Consider the following 3,368-nt stretch of genomic DNA (forward strand, 5'->3'; position numbering starts at 1 on the left):
CTGACCGCGCAGCGGTTCGTCGCGAACCCGTTCGGGGGCCCGGGTGAGCGGATGTACCGCACCGGCGACCTGGCGAAATGGCGACCGGGCGGGGTCCTGGACTTCCTGGGCCGTACGGACGACCAGGTGAAGGTACGCGGGTTCCGCATCGAACCGGGAGAGGTCGAGGCCGCGCTCCTCGCCCACCCGTCCGTGGCTCAAGCAGCGGTGACGGTACGGGAGGACCACCCCGGGGACAGGCGCTTGGTCGGCCATCTCGTCCCCACCGCCGCTCACCCAGGCGTTGTCGATACGGCCGCCCTGCGCGCCCACCTCGGCGCGATGCTGCCGGAGTACATGGTGCCGTCCGCGCTGGTGGTGATGGACGCACTGCCACTGACGGTGAACGGCAAGCTGGACCGCAGGGCCCTGCCTGCTCCGGATCACCGGCCGACCGACAGGGGGCGGGGGCCGGCCACGGCGCAGGAGGAAGTCCTGTGCACCGTGTTCGCCGAGATCCTGGGACTGCCCGCAGTCGGCGTGAACGACAACTTCTTCGAACTGGGCGGCCATTCCCTGCTCGCGGTGCGGCTGACCAACAGGATGCGCACGGATCTGGGGGTGGAGGTCGCGATGCGGGCGCTGTTCGAGGCGCCGACCGTGGCCGGACTCGCGCAGCGGTTGACCGATTCGGGTGCGGCACGTCCCGCGCTGGTGGCGAGGGCACGGCCCGAGGAGGTGCCGGTCTCGTTCGCCCAGCAACGCTTGTGGTTCCTCGGCGAGTTGGACGGGCCGTCGGCTACCTACAACATTCCGGTGGCTCTGCGGCTGACCGGTGACCTCGACGTCGAGGCATTGCGTGTGGCGCTGGGCGATGTGGTGGGGCGGCACGAAGTGCTGCGGACGGTGTTTGACGCCGATGAGGGCAGGCCGTATCAGCGGATCCTTCCCCCGCCTCCCTCTTTTGATCTGCCGGTGGTCGAGGTGGAGCAGGAGGCTCTGGCCGGGGCGGTGGCCGGGCTGGCGGGTCATGCGTTCGACCTGAGTGCTGAACTTCCCTTGCGGGCATGGCTGCTGCGGGTGGGGCCGGGTGAGTGTGTGCTGGTGATGGTGGTCCATCACATCGCCGGTGACGCCTGGTCGATGGGTCCGCTGGCACGAGACGTGTCCGTGGCGTATGCCGCCCGTGCTGCTGGACGGGCTCCCGACTGGGAGCCGTTGGAGGTGCAGTACGCGGATTACACCCTGTGGCAGCGTGAGTTGCTGGGTGAGGAGACCGACCCCGACAGTCTGCTGAACGAACAACTGGGCCACTGGCGCAAGGCTTTGGACGGGGTCCCCCAAGAGCTGGTGCTGCCGTTCGACCGGCCACGCCCTGCGGTCGCCTCGCACCGCGGCGGCCAGGTGGAGATCCATGTGCCGGCCGAAGTTCACTCCCAGGTGGTCGAGTTGGCCCGTGCCCAGGGCGTGACTGTATTCATGGTGCTCCAGGCCGCTTTGGCGGTACTGCTGTCCCGGATGGGCGCGGGCGACGACATTCCCGTGGGCACCCCGGTCGCCGGTCGCGGCGACGAGGCACTGGACAACCTGGTCGGGTTTTTCGTCAACACCCTCGTCCTACGCACCGACCTGTCCGACGACCCGTCGTTCACCGGCCTCCTGGAACAGGTCCGGGAGAACGGCCTCGCCGCGTTCGCGCACCAGGACGTGCCCTTCGAACGACTGGTGGAAGACCTCGCACCGGCCCGCTCCTTGGCCCGCCACCCCCTCTTCCAGGTCATGCTCACCTTGCAGAACCACACCCAGGTGGCACTGGACCTGCCCGGCCTGCACACCGAACCGCTGCCCACCGGCGAACCGCCGGCCAAATTCGACCTGTTCTTCAGCCTGAGCGAAACCTTCCACGCCCACACCCACACCGACACGGGCAGCGGCAATCGTCCGGCCGGTCTGCACGGCGGTGTCGACTACGCCCTCGACCTCTTCGACCGCGCAACGGTGGAGACCCTGGCCGAACGGTTCCTCCGCGTCCTGGACACCGTCACCAGAGAACCGCACCGGCGGGTCAGCGCTGTGGACGTGTTGTCGGCGCAGGAGCGGCACCGGGTGGTGTCGGAGTGGAACGACACCGTCCAGGACGTGCCCGTGACGACCCTGCCGGAGCTGTTCCAGGCCCGCGTCGCGCAGCACCCTGCCGCGGTCGCCGTGGTCTTCGACGGCGTCGAAGTGACGTACGCGGAGCTCGACACACGTGCGAACCGGCTCGCCCGGCTGCTGATCCGTCGCGGTATCGGTCCCGAGGACATCGTCGGGCTGGCCGTGCCCCGCTCGGTGGACCTGGTCGTCGGTCTGCTGGCGGTGCTGAAGTCGGGCGCCGGGTACCTGCCGATCGATCCGGAGTACCCGGCCGAGCGGATCGCCTTCATGGTGGCCGACGCCGCCCCCTCCCTGACGCTGACCGCCACCGAGGTCGCCGGGCGCGTGGCCACCGGGCCCGCGCTGGTGCTGGACGACCCTGCGGTGGTCGCCGAACTCGGCACACTGCCGGCCGGTGTTCCCGGCGACGAGGAGCGGACCGGTCCGCTGCTGCCGCAGCACCCCGCATACCTGATCTACACCTCCGGCTCGACCGGGCGCCCCAAGGGGGTGGTGATGTCCTGCGGCGCGCTGGTCAACCTGATCTCCTGGCACGCGTCCGCCGTCCCCGCCGAGGCCGGTTCCCGGGTCGCCCAGTTCACCGCGATCAGCTTCGACGTCTCGGCCCAGGAGATCCTCTCCGCCCTCCTGGACGGCAAGACCCTCGTGATACCCGACGAAGAGGTCCGGCGTGACCCCGGAGAGTTCGTGACGTGGCTGAGGGAGCAGAGGGCCACCGAGCTGTACGCCCCGCACCTGATGCTGGACGCGCTGGGTGAGGCGGTGGCGGAGCAGGGCACGGACCTGCCGTCGCTGCGTCATGTGTCCCAGGCGGGAGAGGCCTTGGTGCTGAGCGACCGCGTCCGTGACCTGTGCGGGGCGGCCGGGACGGTCCTGCACAACCACTACGGTCCGTCCGAGACCCACGTGGTCACCGCCCACAGCCTGCCGGCGGACCGGGAGGCGTGGCCCCGGGCTGCCGCGCCGATCGGCCGTCCGGTGTGGAACACCCAGGTCTACGTCCTGGACGCGGCGCTGCGACCGGTACCGGTGGGTGTCGCCGGTGAGTTGTACGTCTCCGGTGCCCAGCTGGCCCGTGGCTACCACGCCCGGCCGGGACTGACCGCCCAGCGGTTCGTCGCCAACCCCTTCACCGCGGGCGGGCGGATGTACCGCACCGGCGACCTCGCACGCTGGAACTCCGAGGGGCAGCTGGAGTATCTGGGCCGTACGGACGACCAGGTGAAGGTACG

1 protein-coding gene is annotated in these 3,368 nt (G+C 70.1%); it reads left to right on the plus strand.

Going from position 1 to position 3,368, the window contains the following annotated elements; translation table 11 throughout:
• Positions 1–3,368, plus strand: a 3,368-nt coding sequence (locus tag GT042_RS26550; protein ID WP_161311256.1) for a non-ribosomal peptide synthetase, incomplete at both ends; no start/stop codon positions are given.

It is taken from the genome of Streptomyces sp. SID3212 (genome assembly GCF_009865405.1).
Taxonomy (GTDB): Bacteria; Actinomycetota; Actinomycetes; order Streptomycetales; family Streptomycetaceae; genus Streptomyces.